This is a genomic window from Clostridium sp. C1, from assembly GCF_018223625.1.
Classification (GTDB): Bacteria; Bacillota_I; Bacilli_A; order Erysipelotrichales; family Coprobacillaceae; genus Allocoprobacillus.
Window position 1 is genome coordinate 493,555 of the sequence record NZ_CP073631.1, and the last position, 18,306, is coordinate 511,860.

17 protein-coding genes and 1 pseudogene are annotated in these 18,306 nt (G+C 36.2%); 17 read left to right on the top strand and 1 reads right to left on the bottom strand.

Annotated features, from left to right (window positions below):
* The first annotated feature begins 47 nt into the window (after positions 1–47).
* Positions 48–326 (top strand): hypothetical protein, encoded by a 279-nt coding sequence (locus KEC48_RS02515; protein WP_087357546.1) that lies wholly within the window; start codon positions 48–50, stop codon positions 324–326.
* Here KEC48_RS02515 and KEC48_RS02520 read toward each other — a convergent pair.
* On the bottom strand, positions 298–1,938 hold the full coding sequence (locus tag KEC48_RS02520) for an NFACT RNA binding domain-containing protein (protein ID WP_211964178.1): 1,641 nt from the start codon (positions 1,936–1,938) through the stop codon (positions 298–300). The genes KEC48_RS02515 and KEC48_RS02520 overlap by 29 nt on opposite strands.
* Positions 1,939–2,021: 83 nt before the next feature.
* Between KEC48_RS02520 and gmk the strand changes: the two genes are divergently transcribed.
* The 16 genes and pseudogenes from gmk (at position 2,022) to KEC48_RS02605 (ending at position 18,291) form a co-directional block, all read left to right on the top strand.
* A complete protein-coding gene (gene gmk / locus KEC48_RS02525; RefSeq protein WP_211965376.1) occupies positions 2,022–2,591 on the top strand; it encodes a guanylate kinase in 570 nt (189 codons plus the stop codon).
* A gap of 93 nt (positions 2,592–2,684) precedes the next feature.
* Positions 2,685–3,172: pseudogene (locus KEC48_RS16140) on the top strand (rhomboid family intramembrane serine protease).
* Positions 3,169–3,372, top strand: coding sequence for a hypothetical protein (locus KEC48_RS02540; protein ID WP_087357542.1), 204 nt, complete (start codon positions 3,169–3,171; stop codon positions 3,370–3,372). Before KEC48_RS16140 ends, KEC48_RS02540 begins: the two are co-directional and overlap by 4 nt.
* Positions 3,373–3,374: 2 nt before the next feature.
* On the top strand, positions 3,375–3,806 hold the full coding sequence (locus KEC48_RS02545) for a cytidine deaminase (RefSeq protein WP_087357541.1): 432 nt from the start codon (positions 3,375–3,377) through the stop codon (positions 3,804–3,806).
* A gap of 94 nt (positions 3,807–3,900) precedes the next feature.
* Entirely contained in the window at positions 3,901–6,087 is a 2,187-nt protein-coding gene (gene priA, locus KEC48_RS02550) for a primosomal protein N' (protein ID WP_211964184.1), read from the top strand.
* Between the two features lie 2 nt (positions 6,088–6,089).
* On the top strand, positions 6,090–7,337 hold the full coding sequence (rsmB, locus tag KEC48_RS02555; protein WP_211964185.1) for a 16S rRNA (cytosine(967)-C(5))-methyltransferase RsmB: 1,248 nt from the start codon (positions 6,090–6,092) through the stop codon (positions 7,335–7,337).
* Between the two features lie 4 nt (positions 7,338–7,341).
* Positions 7,342–8,382, top strand: coding sequence for a 23S rRNA (adenine(2503)-C(2))-methyltransferase RlmN (rlmN, locus tag KEC48_RS02560; protein WP_211964187.1), 1,041 nt, complete (start codon positions 7,342–7,344; stop codon positions 8,380–8,382).
* Positions 8,370–9,110, top strand: a complete 741-nt coding sequence (locus KEC48_RS02565; protein WP_211964189.1) for a Stp1/IreP family PP2C-type Ser/Thr phosphatase — start codon at positions 8,370–8,372, stop codon at positions 9,108–9,110. Before rlmN ends, KEC48_RS02565 begins: the two co-directional genes overlap by 13 nt.
* On the top strand, positions 9,107–10,906 hold the full coding sequence (gene pknB, locus KEC48_RS02570) for a Stk1 family PASTA domain-containing Ser/Thr kinase (RefSeq protein ID WP_211964192.1): 1,800 nt from the start codon (positions 9,107–9,109) through the stop codon (positions 10,904–10,906). The genes KEC48_RS02565 and pknB overlap by 4 nt, the downstream gene beginning before the upstream one ends.
* 9 nt (positions 10,907–10,915) lie before the next feature.
* On the top strand, positions 10,916–11,791 hold the full coding sequence (rsgA, locus tag KEC48_RS02575; protein ID WP_087357535.1) for a ribosome small subunit-dependent GTPase A: 876 nt from the start codon (positions 10,916–10,918) through the stop codon (positions 11,789–11,791).
* Positions 11,784–12,428, top strand: coding sequence for a ribulose-phosphate 3-epimerase (gene rpe / locus KEC48_RS02580; protein WP_205088835.1), 645 nt, complete (start codon positions 11,784–11,786; stop codon positions 12,426–12,428). The genes rsgA and rpe overlap by 8 nt, the downstream gene beginning before the upstream one ends.
* The gene (locus KEC48_RS02585; RefSeq protein ID WP_205088834.1) at positions 12,425–13,018 is read left to right on the top strand and encodes a thiamine diphosphokinase; all 594 of its coding nucleotides are present in this window, start codon (positions 12,425–12,427) and stop codon (positions 13,016–13,018) included. The genes rpe and KEC48_RS02585 overlap by 4 nt, the downstream gene beginning before the upstream one ends.
* 14 nt (positions 13,019–13,032) lie before the next feature.
* Positions 13,033–13,929, top strand: a complete 897-nt coding sequence (locus tag KEC48_RS02590; RefSeq protein WP_087357532.1) for a DegV family protein — start codon at positions 13,033–13,035, stop codon at positions 13,927–13,929.
* A gap of 358 nt (positions 13,930–14,287) precedes the next feature.
* Positions 14,288–17,335 carry an SrtB-anchored collagen-binding adhesin gene (locus tag KEC48_RS02595; RefSeq protein ID WP_211964193.1) on the top strand — a complete coding sequence of 1,016 codons (3,048 nt, stop codon included), beginning with the start codon at positions 14,288–14,290 and terminating at the stop codon, positions 17,333–17,335.
* Between the two features lie 232 nt (positions 17,336–17,567).
* Entirely contained in the window at positions 17,568–17,894 is a 327-nt protein-coding gene (locus tag KEC48_RS02600) for a YdcP family protein (RefSeq protein WP_032547211.1), read from the top strand.
* A 16-nt stretch (positions 17,895–17,910) separates the two neighbouring features.
* Positions 17,911–18,291 (top strand): YdcP family protein, encoded by a 381-nt coding sequence (locus KEC48_RS02605; RefSeq protein ID WP_211964195.1) that lies wholly within the window; start codon positions 17,911–17,913, stop codon positions 18,289–18,291.
* The last annotated feature ends 15 nt before the right edge of the window (positions 18,292–18,306 follow it).

The window sequence follows — 18,306 nt, forward strand, 5'->3', positions numbered from 1 at the left end:
TTTTTTGATGTTTTGACATACATTAAATAATGAAGGAGGGATGAATAATGTTTCAACAATCTTGTGGTTGCCAAAACATGAACTCATGTTCATGTCAGGCTCAACAAATGAATAATGGATATATGAATGGTTGTCCACGACCACAACCTTTAGTAGCTCCTAAAAAAGTTTGTGTAACAAATCAAATTACACCTGTTCCGCAACCTGTGATTTGTCCTATTGAATGTCGTCGTGTTAACCATTGTATGTATTACCCAGTCTTTTATCCTGCTTATGAACAAACATTTGTCAATGCTTCTATGAATTCACCTTATGGATATCGTTAAAAAGACTTTCATCAGGATCAATGTAAATGGTTGAATAATGAGATAATATCACCTGACCAGGTTTACCACCTTGTGGCTTTTTCAATGTTTTGACTAATGTATAATTTACAGGTACGGACGAACTGTGCTTTCCTTTAGAAAAATAGGCGGCTAATTGACTGGCAAGACGAATGGTATATTCATCTAAATTCTGACTATGCACAACAACATGGCTTCCAGGCATGTCTTTGACATGAAACCACATATCATTTTTGGCAGCCATCTTAAAGGTAAGGTAATCATTTTGCAGATTATTCTTACCTACATAAATAGGAATCTGATCTTTAGTTATATAGGTTTCTATATGAAGTTTTTGAGGTCTATGCACCTGTTTTGTTTTTTTCTTTTTGAGATAACCTAAATTCTCTAATTCTTCTTTAATCTCTAAAGCATCATAATAAGAAGCATTATCCATCATTGTGATTAGAGTATCAAAATAATGAATTTCATTTTCTGTAATTTGAATTTGTTCTTGAAGATGGGATAATGCTTTTTTTGCTTTTTGATATTTAGCGTAATATTTATTGGCATTTGTTTTTCCATCATATCTTTCATCTAATGGAATCGTCATCATTGTACCATCATAATAATTTTCTACAGTCACTTCTTTTTGTCCCTTTTTTAATAAATGTAAATTAGCAAACAACAAATCTCCTTTAATACGTAAATCATCACTATTTTGGGATTCAAATAATGTCTGTTGTAGTTTGTTTAATTTATGAACATTTCTTTGATATTCATTTTGAATGAATTTAGCTAAATCCGATGTTTGTTGTTTAATACGATCTTTTTCATCAATTAAATCATAATGTTGATCTAAGCCATCAAAAAGTGGATAAGTCGTATACTCCTGATGTAAATGTGTAAGAGGAATAACATGGAAATATTCCTTATCTTCTTTTTTATGAATATACAATGTTGTGGAATGATGGAGTAACGTGATAATATCATGGAATGCTTCTCCATGATCCATGCGATATAAAACTTCTTTAGATAATTCTGGAGAGAATCCCTGATATGTTTTGGTTAAATTATCTGTTTCTATCCAATCTGTTGTATAAGGGTTGTATTTTTCAATTAAAGGTGGTTTTTGATATATTGCACCGGGTTGTAAAATACGAGCACTCATAGAAGGGGAAACACGTTTTAAACAATCAATAATTTTATTGTTGTGATATGTTAAAATAGCATTTGAGTGTTTTCCCATGATCTCTAAATAAATGTGATATTTTACTGTATCCTTTAATTCATTGACACCAATTATTTCAATATCAACAATACGATCTAGCTGCATTTGTGTTATTTTTTCAATATATGCCCCTTCCAGATGCTTTCTTAATAACATCGTTAAAGCATTAGGAGATGCAGGAGTTGGATAACTTAACTGTGTTAATTGCATTCTCGCATAAACAGGATGTATTGAAATGAGTAATTTGTAATTTTCTCTTTGAGCACGAATATGAAACAAAAGTTCATATTGTGAAATTTGATATATTTTATTAATTCTTCCTCGTGTGATTTGATTTTGTAGCTGTTCTACAACACGAGATAACATAATTCCGTCATAAGCCATTTTTCATCACCGTTAAATAGTATAACATATTTCAAAAAGAATTGACATTAAAGTTACATTCATGTAGTATTGTTTCAAAGGTGGTGGAGAGATTGAAGAAGGGACTTTTAATTATTTTAAGTGGACCAAGTGGTGTAGGGAAAGGAACAGTTCGTCAAGAGCTTTTTAAAGATGAAAGTTTGAATTTGGCTTATTCTATTTCTATGACAACAAGAAAACCTCGTCCAACTGAAAAAGAAGGTGTTGATTATTTCTTTGTCAGTGAAGCAGAATTTAAGGATAAAATTGAAAAAGGTGAATTGTTGGAGTATGCCCAGTTTGTAGGTAATTATTATGGAACACCTCAATTTTATGTTGAAAAGTTATTAAGTGAAGGTAAGAATGTTGTATTGGAAATTGAAGTTCAAGGGGCTTTGCAGGTCATGGCTAAATGTCCTCATGCATTAACGATTTTTTTAGTACCCCCATCAATGGAAGAACTGGAACGTCGTATTCGTGGTCGTCGTACAGAAGAAGAAAGTATTGTACAGGAACGACTTGCTAAAGCAAGAAAAGAAATAGCAACACAAAATGAATATAAATATGTTGTAGAAAATGATGATGTTGTTGCAGCTAAGAAAAAGATTGCTCAAATCATCCAAGACAATCTGTAAGCACCTTAGGGTGTTTTTTTAGGAACTAAGGTTATGAGATGGAAAATGAGTTATTTATGGATAGGCATATGGCTTATCTTTTTGATTGTTGGTATGCAGACATCATGGTTTGATGCTTTAAGCAACAAAGGTTTTCAAATCATTCATCATGAATATTATCGTTTGATAACAGGGTTATTTTTACATGTGAATCTTTTACATTTTGCTGTGAATGCTCTAGCGATTTCATATCTTGATATCTATATTGACCAGCGTATAAAAGCAGGAACTTTATTTTTATATCTTTGCTTGGAGGGACAATTGCTCACATTATTTTTAGTTTGATTTATCCAGAAAGTATCAGTGTTGGAGGGTCACCTGTTATCTTTAGTTTGTTAGGGTTCATTTTGATAATGCGTTCTATTTTACCAAAATTTCATTTTCGTTCTCTTTATGGAAAATGGATTATTGTTTATGTGATATTTGCTCAAATTCCTTTCTTTTCAAGCAATATATCAACATTTGTTATTCATTTCATTAGTTTTATTATTGGAATGCTTCTGGCATATCTTTATCGTCAATTCAAAGGAGTAAAGTTATGAAAAAAAGTGGTTGTTGTCCAAAATGCGGTCATCATGATATACTTTATGTTCCCGCAAAAGGTATTTACAGGCGTAATGCTTATCAAGATATTATTGTTGATTATCATAAGCTTAAAGTTGAACAATATATTTGTAAAACATGTGGTTATGTAGAATCATATATCTGTGAAGATCATCTCAAAAAGATGGAGGAATTATAGAAATGGATATATGGGAAAAGTTATATCAAAAAGCTAAAGAACAATATCATCCTCAAGAGGTTTCACCTTTTATTTACGCTCATCATGTCGTTTGTGCATTAGAAAGTGAAAATGGTGAGATTTATACCGGCTTTTGTATAGAAAGTTGTGCCGGTGTGATGGATTTATGTGCTGAAAGAGTTGCGGCGTTAAATATGTATATTCAAAGTCAACAGACTGTTGTCAAAAGAATGATAGCCTTTCGTGATCAGCCTCCTTTTGGTAAAGGGAGTGGAATGCCATGTGGAGCTTGTCGTGAGTTTTTTATGCAGCTTAATGAAAAGAATCAAGACATGGAAATTATGGTGGATTATCAAACACGTGAAATTGTCACATTAAAAGAACTTTTACCTTTATGGTGGGGTGAAGAACGTTATCAAGAACAGAAGTCATAAAGCAGACATTTGTCTGTTTTTTTATTGAAATCACAAGGAACTCTTTTAAAAAGGAATGTATTTATGGTAGAATAATGCAATAGGTGGTGAGTCTATGTATATTGTAAAAGTATTGGTTGAACATCCTGTTCATTCTTTAGATACGACATTTGATTATTTGAGTCATGAACCATTGTTAAAAGGTATTCGTGTATGGATTCGTTTTGGTTATCAAAAAATCATAGGGTATGTTGAAAGTATCGAGGAAACAGTGCTTTCTCAAGAGGAACTTGAAAAACAGGTAGGGTTTCATTATCAGTATATCATAGATGTTATTGATGAAGAACCGTTATTAAATGAAGAACTTCAAGATTTAGCCAATCAGCTTTCTCGTATGACCTTATCACCACGTATTTCATGTTTGCAGGCGATGTTGCCTACTCAATTAAAACCGGCATCACATCAAGCTGTTGGAATGAAGACACAGTTATGTGTTGAAGTTATAATGGATCAATCAGCAAAAACAGTAAAACAGCAGGAATGTCTTTCTTTTTTAAAGAAACATCCTGACATTCCTTTAAAAGAGGTTCCCTATAGTCGTGCTTTATTAAAGAATTTAGAAAAACAGGGTTGTATACAAATCATTGAAAAAGAAGTTTATCGTCAACCTTTTTCTATGACACATCAGGCTAAACATATTCAATTGACTGTTCAACAACAAAAAGTTGTTGATGGTATTCTTTCTCATCAAGGAAAGGTAGCTTTATTACATGGTGTGACGGGTTCTGGAAAGACAGAGGTTTATTTAACACTGGCGGCACATTATTTAAAAAATAATCAAGCAGTGATGATGCTCGTTCCAGAAATTTCTTTAACACCGATGATGGTCGAAGTTTTTCGAGAACGTTTTGGAGATCAGGTGGCGATATTGCATTCACGTCTTTCTCAGGGAGAAAAATATGATGAGTATCGTCGCATTAAACGTCAGGAAGTCAAGATTGTTGTAGGAGCAAGATCGGCTGTTTTTGCGCCATTAGAAAATATTGGTATTATTATCTTGGATGAAGAACATGATCCAAGTTACAAACAGGAAAGTAAACCACGTTATTTAACCTCCCAGATAGCGAAAATAAGAGCCAAAACACATCATGCCAGTGTCGTACTGGGAAGTGCGACACCTTCATTAGAAAGCTATGCCAGAGCTTTAAAAGGAATTTATGATTTATATGAATTACCTGATCGTATTAATCAAAAACCTTTACCCCATGTTGAAATTGTGGATATGATTCAACAGACACGTCAACACAATTATTCTTTGTTTTCTATTCCAATGAAACAAAGTATTCAAACAACCATTGATAAAGGAGAACAAGTGATTCTTTTATTAAATAAAAGAGGTTATGCTACATATGTACAATGTCAAGATTGTGGTGAAGTTTTGAAATGTCCTCATTGCGATGTTACATTAACTGATCATCGTAGTGAACATAAATTAAAATGTCATTATTGTGAATACATGATAGATTATCCTCGTGTATGTCCTCATTGTGGATCAACTCATTTTAAAAGTATAGGATATGGAACGCAAAAGATTGAAGAAGAAATAGAAAAGTTATTTCATGGAGCGAAAGTTTTACGTTATGATGTAGATACAACTCGTCAAAAAAATGGACATTTGAAATTATTGGAAAAATTTAGAAATAAGGAAGCCAATATTTTGTTAGGCACTCAAATGATTGCGAAAGGATTAGACTTTGAAGATGTGACATTTGTTGGTGTTTTGAATGCAGATTTGAGTTTAAATGTTCCAGATTTTCGTGCCAGTGAACGTACTTTTCAACTGTTATGTCAAGTATCTGGACGTAGTGGGCGTGGACAGAAACAGGGACATGTGATTATTCAAACTTATAATCCTGATCATTATGCGATCACTTGTGCAGCGAAGCATGACTATGTGTCTTTTTTTCATCAAGAAATGAAATATCGTCAAGTAGCTAAATATCCACCATATTGTCATATGGTCAGTATATTGATTCAATCTAAACAAGAAAAGTGGATTCATCAAGTGGCTATGGATGTGAAAAATTATTTACAGACGCATAGTCATCAAACCATCATATTGGGTCCCGCTAAAAGTACAATTTATAAAATGCAGGATATTTATCGTGAACGTATTTTAGTGAAGTTTTTAAACTCAAAAGATATCTATGAAGCATTAAATAATATCAATGATTATTATAATAAACAACAAAAAGGAAAGGTGAGAATTGTCTGTGATTTTAATCCGTATTCACAGATATAATTATGGAAAGACAATTAGCATTAGAAATACTATTGAAATTCAAACAGGAACAAAGTTATCTGAATTTAACGATTAATCATTATTTTCAACGTTATTCATTGACTAGACAACAAAAAGATTTGATTACACGTATTGTTTATGGAACAGTTCAAAATATGTTGTTGTTGGAATATATCTTAAAGCCTCATTTACATATGCGTGTAAAAGCATTTGAAAAGATGCTTTTATTGATGAGTCTTTATCAACATGAAATGATGGATGCTATTCCAGATTATGCTATTATCAATGAAGCTGTAGAATTGGCTAAAAAGAAAAAGGGGATGAAAACAGCACGTTTTATTCATGGTGTTTTACAAAATGTGTTTCAATCTTCCTATCAGCTTGATGATTTACCACCATTAGAAAGACTATCTATAGAAACAAGTCATCCTTTATGGCTTGTTAAAATGTTGAATAAACAATATGGTGATAAAGAAACAAAGCGTATCTGCCATGCTTTTTTAGAAGTTCCTCGCCACTGTGCCAGAGTGAATACCCTTTTGATTTCACGTGAGGAATTGTTGAAAGATAATCATTGGCAAAAAGCTGACTTATCACCAGATGGTCTTTATTATACAGGACATCATATTGCCTCCAGCGAGGCTTTTCAAAAAGGTTATGTCACAGTTCAAGATGAATCCAGTCAGCTTGTGGCACGATTATTGAATCCTTCAAAACAAGATTATGTTTTGGATATGTGCTGTGCACCGGGCAGTAAAACAACGCATTTAGCGATGTTAATGAACAATCAGGGATGTATTGAAGCATATGATTTATATGAACATAAAATTCATCTGGTAGAAAAGCAGTTGACACGTTTACATGTTCAAAATGTGAAAACACATGTGGGAGATTCAACCACTTTAATGCAGGTGTATCCTCAAGAAACATTTGACAAGATTTTATGTGATGCACCATGCAGTGGTTTAGGCGTTTTAGCAAGAAAACCAGAAATCAAGTATCATGACAGTTCATCTATGGATGAAATTATGGTGATTCAAGAAAAATTGTTAGAAAATGCATATTTTTTATTGAAAAAAGGTGGTAATATTGTATATAGTACCTGTACAATCAATAAAAAAGAAAATGAAAAACAAATAGAAAAATTCATAACGAAGTATCCTGATATGAAAAAAAGAAAAGAAGTGACCATTTTACCATATCAGTATCATAGTGATGGTTTTTATATGTGTCTATTAGAAAAGGAATGAAAATATGAAATTAATTTATGATTATACCCAAGACCAAATGATTGAAGAATTTTTAGAACTTGGAGAAAAGAAATTTAGAGCGACACAAGTCTTTGAATGGTTATATCGTCAAAATGTGCAATCATTTGAACAAATGAATAATCTATCATTAAGTTTAAGAGAAAAACTCTCTTTAACTTATCGTATAGGACCTTTAAAGATAGAAGAAAAACAGGTTTCACAGGATGGAACTATTAAATATCTTTTGCAATTATCTGATGGTGGTTTTATTGAAACAGTATTAATGGTTCATGATTATGGCAGAAGCCTTTGTGTGACAAGCCAATTAGGATGTAATATGGGGTGTCGTTTTTGTGCCAGTGGTTTATTGAAGAAACAAAGAAATTTAACAGCTGGTGAGATGGTTAACCAAGTTTTAACGATCATGAATGATACTCAAGAAAGAATCAGTCATGTTGTGGTGATGGGGACAGGAGAGCCTTTTGATAATTATGATGCGGTGATGGACTTTGTACGTATTATCAATCATCCTAAAGGTTTAGCAATCGGAGCTAGACATATCACCATTTCTACATGTGGTTTATGTGATGCGATTGAACGTTATAGTCATGAAGGTATTCAAACCAATCTGGCTATTTCTTTACATGCACCAAATGATGAATTAAGAAATCAGCTGATGCCTATTAATAAACGTTATCCAATGGATGTTTTAAGACAATCTATCATTGATTATATTCAAAAGACGAATCGTCGTGTGACTTTTGAATATATTCTTTTAAGAGGGGTTAATGATGAATTGAAACATGCCAGACAACTGGCACATTATATTAAAGGGCTTAATGCTTATGTTAATTTAATTCCTTATAATGCGGTGGATGAGCATGGTTATCAGCAATCATTACCTCAGGATGTAGAAGCTTTTAAAAGTGAACTGTTACGATTAAAAATCAATGTGACATTGCGTAAAGAACATGGACGAGATATAGATGGGGCATGTGGACAGTTACGTGCCATGAAAGTAGGTGAACAATCATGCAAATCATAGTGAAAAGTGATATAGGACGTGTGAGAAAAGTGAATCAGGATGATGTTCGTTTTTATCAGAAAAATGAAAATGAATGTCTGGTAGTTCTTTGCGATGGCATGGGTGGACATAATGCTGGAGAAATTGCTTCAAAGATGGTTTGTGATGATATTATTGAAAATTATCAAAATCAAGGGACTTTAAAAGATGAAAAAAGCATTCATGATTGGATGCTTTCAGCAATTTTACATGCACATCAAATAGTGGAAGATAAAAGTCATGAAGCCCAAGAATATGAAGGTATGGGAACAACGATTGCTCTTGTTTTATATGTGGATCATCAAGTTTATATTTCTCATGTTGGAGATTCCCGTGTTTATTATGTCTGTGATGAATTAAAACAGTTGACAAAAGATGATACTTTGGTGAATGTTCTGGTTGATTCGGGAACAATTTCTCAAGCAGAAGCAAAAATTCATCCGCAAAAGAATATCTTATTACAGGCTGTAGGAGTCAGTGATGCTTTGAATCCTTCTTTTATCCAGACACAGCTTGATGATGGTATGATATTGGTTTGTTCTGATGGTTTATATAATTCTTTGAGTGATGAACAAATCTTAAATATATTACATTCATCCAAAGATATGGATGAAAGAGCGTGTCAATTGATTGATACAGCCAATACATATGGTGGACAAGACAATATCAGTTTTGCACTTATTATCACAAAAGGAGTTGTTGATTTATGAGTTTAGTCAATAAGACAATAGCTGGACGTTATCAATTAAAAAGACTCATTGGACAGGGTGGTATGGCGGATGTCTATGAAGCTGAAGACTTGATTTTGGGGCGAACAGTCGCTGTCAAAATCATGCGTTCTTCATTAACGGGAGATCCTGTTTATGTGACACGTTTTCATCGTGAAGCCAGTGCTGCAGCTGCTTTGTCACATAAAAACATTGTGGAAATATATGATGTCGGTGATGAAAAAGATGACTATTATATTGTCATGGAATATGTACCGGGACAGACATTAAAAGAATTGATTCATAAACGTGGAGCATTGCATTATGTAGAAGCTGTTGATATTATGAAACAAGTTGTCAGTGCAACAGCCAAAGCACATGCGATTGGGATTATTCATCGTGATTTGAAACCACAGAATATTATGGTTACAGATAGTGGTGTTGTAAAAATTGGTGATTTTGGAATTGCTTCTATTCAGTCATTATCACAGGTAACACAGACTGATACCATTATGGGTTCGTTGCATTATCTGGCTCCAGAAATTGCAAGAGGAGAAAAGGCAACAGCTCAAAGTGATATTTATGCTTTAGGTATTGTTTTTTATGAATTGTTAAGAGGGGAAGTTCCTTTTAATGGTGAATCACCTGTCAATATTGCTTTAAAGCATATGCGTGATGAAATTCCTTCTGTTCGTGCTTTTAATCCGTCAATACCTCAATCTGTTGAAAATATCATCATGAAAGCTACAGCAAAAAATATAAAAGATCGTTATTTGAGTGCTTCAGATATGTTGGATGATTTAAATCATTGTCTTGAAGCTGAACATATGAATGATGAAAAAATAACTTTTGATTATCAGGAAGATGAAGATTTAGCGACTATTGTTGCTGATGATAAAGGCTTCTTTACACAAACACATACACATTTACCGATTGAGGAAGAAAAAGAGGAGAAACCATCTTCACGTTCACATAAGAAAATGGTGATGATTATAGGGGCCAGTGTGGTTGCTGTTTTGGTTATTTTGATGGCTCTTTACTTCTTTGTGATGAAACCATCTCAATCATTTGAAATGCCTGATGTGTTGAATTTAAATAAAGATGAAGCTGTGACTTTGTTGGAAGAAAAAGATTTGAAAGTATCAGACAATATTACTTATGAATTGAGTGATGATGTTGAAGAAGGAAAGGTTATTTCCAGTGATCCTGTCGCAAGAACACAGGTTAAAAAAGGAGATGAAGTCAGTCTTGTTGTATCATCAGGACAATATATTGTCATAGAAAATTATGTTGGAAAAGACTATGATAGTGTTGCTTCACAACTAGAGGATTTAGGCTTTGATGTAAAAAAAGAAGAAAAGATTGATGAGAAGTCCAAAGGAACAATTTTGGAACAATCATTAGAAGTTGGTAAAAAAATAGATCCTAACAGTGATGATAAATCTATTACTTTGACTGTATCTCAAGGATATAGTGCGGTTGTTCCTAATGTTTATGGTCAAGATATTCAAAAAGCCAAAAGTATTTTAGAAGAAGCAGGATTTGTTGTGGAATTAAATGTTTTAGATCCGCCAACTTCTGTTGAAGAAATAAAAACAATGAAAATCAATGTTGTTGAAAAACAATCTTTAGATGCTTTTACAACAGTTTATAAAAAAGGAGAAAAAATTACATTGGATTATTATAATACCAAACCAGAGATTCCTGAAACACCAGCTGAAAACACGCCAACAACACCAGAAACCAATACTCCTGCCACTTCACAACCAAGTGAGAATCAAACCATAACAAATCAGTGAGGTTGAATGATGCAAAAAGGACAAATCATTAAGGCACTTGCTGGATTCTATTATGTACAATCTCAAGGACAGATTTATCAATGTAAGGCACGTGGGAAGTTTAGAAAGGATGCTTTAAAACCATTAGTTGGTGATTATTGTGAGTTTTCTATTGAAAATGAGGTTGAAGGATATATTTTAAAATTATTGCCACGACACAATAGTTTGATTAGACCGCCTATCAGTAATGTAGATCAGGCTTTACTTGTTTTTTCAGCCAAAGAACCTGATATGAATCTTTTGTTGCTGGATCGCTTTTTGATCTTGATTGAGCATTTGCATATTCATCCTGTCATTTGTATTTCAAAGATGGATTTGGCTGATGAAAAACATATTCATGAATTATTGAAACCTTATGAAGATGCTGGATATCAAGTCATTTATGTGAGTTCAAAACAGGAACAGGGTATTGAAATAGTGAAAAAGATTTTTAAAGATCGCATAACAGTTGTTACAGGGCAAAGTGGTGTTGGAAAATCTAGTTTATTGAATGCTTTGGATATTCATTTACAGATTGATACCAATGAAATTTCTAAAGCATTGGGACGTGGTAAACATACGACAAGACATGTAGAACTGATTTCTATGTATGGTGGTTATGTGGCTGATACACCGGGATTTTCATCATTGGAATTACAAATTGATCCAGTTGATCTGGCACATAGTTATCATGATTTTGAACAACTTTCTAAGCAATGTAAATTTAGAGGTTGTCTACATGAAAGTGAACCTCATTGTGCCATCAAAGAAGCTGTTGAAGCGGGGACAATTTCTTCACTTCGTTATGAACATTATTTAACATTTTTAAAAGAGAGTAAATTATTAAAGGAGAAAAAATATGGTTAAGGTTGCACCTTCGGTTTTATCAGCTGATTTTGCTGAATTAAAAAAAGATTTGGATTCCATCAAGAATTGTGGAGCTGATTGGATTCATTATGATGTCATGGATGGACATTTTGTTCCTAATATTTCTTTTGGTTATAGTATTTTAAATGATATTTCTCAAGTAACAGATTTGTATCTTGATGTTCATTTGATGATTGAAAATCCCATGAAATATGTAGATGAATTTATCAAAGCTCATGCTTCATCAATTACTGCTCATATAGAAGCATTTTCTAATGAACAAGATATTCGTGCTTTCATTCAACATGTTCATCATCATGGAGTCAATGTGGGATTAAGTATCAAACCAGCAACACCTGTTGATACATTGATACCTTATTTAGATGATTTGGATCTTGTTTTGGTTATGAGTGTTGAACCAGGTTTTGGTGGACAGAAATTTCAGGAACAGGCTATTTCAAAAATTGAACAGCTTGACCAGTTGCGTCAAGAGCGTTCTTATTTGATTGAAGTTGATGGTGGAATTAATGCCACAACAGGAATGTTATGTCGTCAAGCTGGTGTAGATGTTCTGGTTGCGGGAAGTTATGTTTTTCAAGCTGAAAATAGAAAGGAAGCTATTGAATCACTCAAATGAAAATAGGTATTTATGGAAGTATTGATGTAGGTCCTGTTCATGATCGCACTATTGATTATATTGCTGTGGATCGTGGCGTTGAACATCTTTATCATCAAGGGATTACACCGATTATCGCAATCGGTGATATGGATTCTCTTGATAATGAACAACTTTTAGATCAATTAAAGATTCAGCGTTATTCTTCTATTAAAGATGATACGGATACAGCTTTGGCTTTGCAGTATGCAATTGATCATGGTTATCATACGATTGACTTATATGGTGTAACACATCAAAGAATGGATCATTTTATGGCTGTTTTATGTTTATTAGAAAAATATCAGGAGTATGCGATAACAATCTATGATGAATGGAATAAAATCTATGTTTTAAAACCGGGACAGCATTATATTTTTAAGGAACATTATCATTATTTTTCATTATTTGCTTTTGATGAAAGTATTATCACTTTATCTCATTGTTATTATCCATTAAATCAATATCATTTAAAAAGAAATGATCCACTATGTGTTTCTAATCAAATGGATGGAGAATATGCTGTTATTGAAAATAGTCAAACAATACTTTGTATTCAATCACAATCATAAAAGGAGGGGTGAGTATGTATCAGATTGTCACAGATGGTTCATGTGATTTAGAACAATCACTTGTTGATCAATATCATTTAGAAGTCGTTCCATTTTATATAACGATTGATGGTGTTCATCATCAAAAAGAAAAAGAAGACATTAAAGTTCATGAGTTTTATCAATATATGGTTGATCACAAAGATGTGTTTCCAAAAACATCCATGCCTTCTATTGAAGACTATATACAGACATTTACGAAAATATTAGATCAACAAAAAGATATTATATGTATTTGTATTACAACAAAGTTTTCTGGTTCTTACAACAGTGCAATGAATGCTAAAATGATGCTGGAAGAACAATATCCTAATCAACGTATCACAATCATTGATGCGACTGTTAATACGGTATTACAGGGATTGCTAGTTATTGAAGCAGCTCAAATGCAAATGGCAGGATTGTCATATGACGAAGTTGTTCAAAAAATTGAAGATATTAAATCTTCAGGACGTATTTTCTTTACAGTAGGGAATTTTGAATATTTAATTCATGGTGGAAGAATTGGAAAAGTCGCTGGAGTTGCTGCTAAAACATTAGGCATTCGTCCTTTGATTGTTTTACATGATGGTGAAATTTTCGCTATGGGAGTGACACGTGGGAGAGAGAAATCAAAAAAGAAAGTTATTGAAAAAACAATTCAGTATTTTCAAGAACAGCATTTATCACCCCATGAATATCGCTTCTGTGTAGGTTATGGCTATGACCAAAAAGAAGGAGAAGATTTTAAGGACAAACTTCAGGAAAGTCTGATTCAAGCTTTTCCGGATTTTCATGAACCGATTATGATTCAACAAATTGGCGCAACCATTGGTGTTCATACAGGACCTTATCCTATTGGTGTAGGTATTTTAAAGAAATATGATCTTTAGGAATGATTCCTAAAGATTTTTTTATTCATATTTTAGCACTTTGGTGTTGTTATCGCAGTGTGGCTTTTGTCTAACTTCATAGAGTGCCGTAAGTGCCTATTTATGGGCGTTTCTCGGATTTTATGATTTTATCTTAACTCGTCAGAAATCGTCATTTTATAAAAAATTGGTGTCAAAATTGGTGTCAATCAGCAGAGAGATACCTTTTCTTGCCACAGTATATCAGTATCACAAATTGAAAAATTGAATATCGCAAGTAGATTATGGAACGCCGATATTGATGTTCCTTTTCTATTTCCAGCCGTTCAGAAATGGACGGCTTTTTCTATATCCAAACGAAAGGAGAATTTTAAAAGCTATGAAAAAGATATTGAAGCGATTAGCCACAGGCTTCCTTGCCTTTGCGACTATCGTTACCGCTTTGCCGACAACGGCAGTCCACGCTTCCGAGAAGCAATATTGGACAGAAAGTGCAGAGCGTGTCGGTATCGTTGAAAAAGTAATGAATGACGGTTCTATCGGTTCGACATTCAACGAGGGACACATGACCGTTGAGGGCGAGGACGCTTTCTGCGTGGACATTAACACCAACTTCCGCAACGGCTACAAGACCAGAGCCGACGCAAGCACACGCATGAGCTACGACCAGATTTCAGATGTTGCCCTATCAATCGAGTATGTTAATCAGTATGTGCAGAACCACAGCGGATTGAGCAGTCAGCATATCTACCTTTTGAAACAGTGTGTCGTATGGCAGAGATTGAGTGTTCATCTGGGCTGGCAATGCGATAACGTCAGAGCTTCCTATGATGAAATCCCAAAAGCTATACAGGACGAGGTGTACGCTGGGGCGAAAGCCTTTGCCAGCGAGAACAAGGGACGCTATGAATGTGGCGGTTATATCTACTCTGGCGAGGGACAGGACATTGGACAGTTCTGGGCGAAACTTGCCGTAGGAAATGCCACCCTTAAAAAGACTTCCAGTAATGCCAGCATTACCGACGGGAGCGGACTTTACTCTATCGCTGGTGCGACTTATGGTGTCTATTCTGATAAGGACTGTACGAAACAGCTTGCCACCCTTACGACTGATAACAGCGGAAATACTGATGTTGTGGAAGTAAAGGCTGGCACAGTCTACATCAAAGAGCTTTCTGCTCCTGCTGGCTATAAGGTGGACAGCACTGTCTATTCCTTAAATGTGGAAACTGGCAAGACAGCGACACTCAATGTATCAGATACGCCAAAGGTCACAGACACCTTGATTGAGCTTTTCAAGATTGACATGGAAACACAGAAAGACGCTCCACAGGGCGACGCTTCCCTAGAGGGTGCGGAGTTCACATGGAAATTCTATGCGGGACACTATACCGCCGACAATCTTCCTAGCGAGCCGACTAAGACATGGGTGACAAAGACAATCGCTGAAAAGGACAGCGACGGCACTATCCATTACGTTTCCCGCCTTTCTGATGAATACAAGGTATCTGGGGACAGCTTCTATACACAGGACGGAAAGAACGTGCTTCCTTTAGGAACGCTGACCGTTGAGGAAACAAAAGCTCCTAACGGCTATCTTCTTGACGGTGCGTATATGCAGGCAAACGGTAGCGAGGAACAGATTAAGGGAATGTACCTTACACAGATTACCGAGGACGGCGACATTGCCGTACTGTCTGGAAGCAATCAGTATCATGTATCAGACAAGGTTATCCGTGGCGGTGTGAAAATCCAGAAAAGAGATTTGGAAACCAGCGATACCAAAGGTCAAGGAAGTGCGACCTTGAAAGACGCTGAATTTGAAATCATTTCCCTTAATGACAACGCCGTACTTGTTGAGGGCAAGCTCTACAATAAAGGCGAAGTGGTAAAGACAACCCTTACCGACATTGAGGGCGTAGCTTCTACTTCTGCCGACCTGTTACCTTACGGGAAATACCGTATCGAGGAAAGCAAAGCACCAGAGGGCTATCTGACGGACGGTGCAGAACCGATTGAATTTGAAATCACAGAGGACGGAAAAATCGTTGACCTTACAGGGACAGACACATCAATCTACAATCAAGTGAAGCGTGGCGACCTAGAGGGGGTCAAGATTGGAGCTGGCACACACCAGCGTCTTGCGGGAGTTCCGTTTAGGATCACAAGCAAGACCACAGGTGAGAGCCATATTATCGTGACTGATGATAACGGGCAGTTCTCCACTTCTTCTGACTGGGCTTCCCATAAGCACAACACCAACGCAGGAAAGACCAGCGAGGACGGTATCTGGTTTGGAACAAGCGAGCCAGACGACAGCAAAGGTGCTTTGATTTACGATACCTATATCATTGAAGAATTACGCTGTGAGAGCAACAAAGGCTTTGAGCTTATCCCACCGTTTGAAATCGTGGTGTCCAGAAACAATGTGACCGTTGACTTAGGGACACTCACTGATGAATACGAGAAAGAAATCACTATCCATACCACAGCCACAGGCAAAAACGGAGAAAAGTCTATCGTGGCTGGCAAAGAGGTAACAATCGTTGACACGGTTACGCTTGACGGGCTGGAAAAAGGCACAAAATATCAGCTCAAAGGCTGGCAGATGTTGAAAGAGGAAAATGCCGAGCTTCTTATCGACGGTCAGCGTGTGGAAAGTGATTACACATTCACAGCCGACAGTGAGGAAATGAAGATTGAAATGGAATACACGTTCAATGCTTCTTCTCTGGGCGGTCAGAACCTTGTTACCTTTGAGGAACTTTACGACCTTTCCAATGAGGACGAGCCTGTAAAGGTGGCAGAACACAAGGACATTGACGACGAGGGACAGACGGTGCTTATCACGGAGCGTATCATCTCTATCCATACCACAGCGACCAGCGAGGACGGAAAGAAAGAGATTGAAGCAGGAAAAGACGTGACAATCATTGATACCGTTACTCTTGACGGCTTGGAAATCGGCACGAAGTATCAGCTCAAAGGCTGGCAGATGATTAAGGACGAAAACGCAGAGCTTATCATAGGTGGTGAACGTGTCGAGAATGATTATACCTTTACTGCCGACAGTGAAAGCATGGAAGTCCAGATTGCCTTTACATTCGACGCTTCCGAGCTTGGCGGGAAAGAGCTTGTAACCTTTGAGGAATTATACGATTTGAGCAATCCAGACGAGCCGACTAAGGTTACAGAGCATAAGGACATTGAGGACGACGGGCAGACTGTGACAATCACAGAAGTACCAGAAACGCCGGAAGAACCAAAAGAGCCGGGACAGCCGACCACACCAGATACACCGAGCAAGACAACAGACGCTCCAAAGACAGGCGATAACACAAACATTGCCTTATTCTTAGGGCTTCTTGTTCTTTCTGGTGCAGGCGTGGCAGGAACATATTTCTTCAAGCGTCGTAAACGCTCATAGGATAATCTTTCTATGATGATGAAGAAATCACGCTCCCCGCCGATACATGGAAACGGCGGAGCTTCCCTTTATTCTGGCTTGTCCGCCACCCACCTGTAAGCACACGGACAGTCAAGGGTGCTTTTAAGCATTTACCTGCCCTTGACGGTCTGGGGGCTTACGGGTATCACACCACCAGCCAGAATAAAAGCATTGACAATCAACAAATTTTATAGAAATGAGGTATGAAAACATGAAATTGAAATATATCGTGCCTGATATGGCACAGACTTTTGGAAACTTGGAGTTCGCAGGAGAAAATGAAGTGGAGCAACAGCGTGTCAATGGTCGCTTTGTTCCCGTGACGAGAAGCTATAACCTGTATTCCGATATTCAGAGAGCCGACGACATTATCGTGGTGCTTCCCGCAAAGGCTGGGGAAAAGCGTTTCAAGTATGAGCAGAAAGTCAAGCTCGTCAATCCTAAGATTACCGCCGAGGGAAAGAACGTGCGAGGTCGTGGCTACACCAACTATATCTTAACGGCTGATGATATGCTTCCAGCCGAGGAAAGCAAGTAAAGGGGGATAACAGATTATGAGATTAGCGAATGGAATTGTGTTAGATAAGGAAAAGACGTTTGGAGTGCTGAAATTCTCCGCATTAAGACATGAAGTGCGTGTAGAAAATGAGGACGGGACAACCAGCGAGGAAATCAAGCGTAGAACCTATGACTTGAAGTGCAGTCAGCAGGAACGCACGATACAGGTATCTATCCCAGCGGAAATCCCTGTCAAAGATTATCCGTACAATGCCGAGGTGGAGCTTATCAATCCTGTTGCCGATACGGTGGCAAACGCCAACTACCGAGGGGCAGATGTGGAATGGTACATCAAGGCAGACGACATTGTGCTGAAAAATAAAGGCGGTCAGCCTGCAAGCAATCCACAAAATCAACATTCAGTAAAAAAAGGATAATGAAGTCAATTCACT